The organism is Streptomyces sp. AC627_RSS907 (genome assembly GCF_019049165.1).
The window spans coordinates 1-609 of record NZ_JAGMUE010000677.1; the positions used below are offsets into that span (position 1 = coordinate 1).

Below are 609 nucleotides of genomic sequence, written 5' to 3' on the forward strand. Positions count from 1 at the left end.
CCTTCCTCTCCTGACAGGCACTGTGGATCACACCCTCACCCCGCCGCGCTGACCCCGCGGACGACCCGGTACTTGAGGTGAGCCCGTTTCCGAGTGCCGGGCGCGAACGGCGGTGCGCCGGGCGCGGGCCGGGCCCCGACCGCGCCGTCGCACGTACGGGGCGCGGGCGCGATCCGTGGCGTCGAGGCCCGTACGGGTCGCGAGCCGCCCCGCCGAGGGCGCGGGCGGGCCGGGCTGGGCCCCGCCCGACGCTCACCAAGCCGCGTCGACGAACCCCATCCGCCGGTTCATCGCGATCGCGCTCGCGTTGGCCGGATGGTGGATCGTACGGACCGTGGGCAGCCCGCACTCCCGCACGAAGGCCATCCCGTAGGTCTTCATGGCCAGCGAGATGCCCCGCCCCCGGTAGGCGGCGCGCACCCCGGTCATCTCGTTCATCGCGAACGTGCTGTGCCGCGAGGTGGCCGCCATCCCACCCACGCGTCGCCGTCCAACGCGAGCACGACGCCACGCGGGTCGTACGAGGGATCATCGAAGCGCCGCCGAACGAACTCCTCGTACGAGAAGAACTCCCCGCGCTCCGGTATGTCGGCGGAACACTCCTTGTTC

1 protein-coding gene is annotated in these 609 nt (G+C 72.7%); it reads right to left on the bottom strand.

Annotated elements, in window-relative coordinates; genetic code table 11:
• Nucleotides 1-252 precede the first annotated feature (252 nt).
• Entirely contained in the window at nucleotides 253-438 is a 186-nt protein-coding gene (locus KUM32_RS44375; RefSeq protein ID WP_254392971.1) for a GNAT family N-acetyltransferase, read from the bottom strand.
• Nucleotides 439-609: the final 171 nt, after the last annotated feature.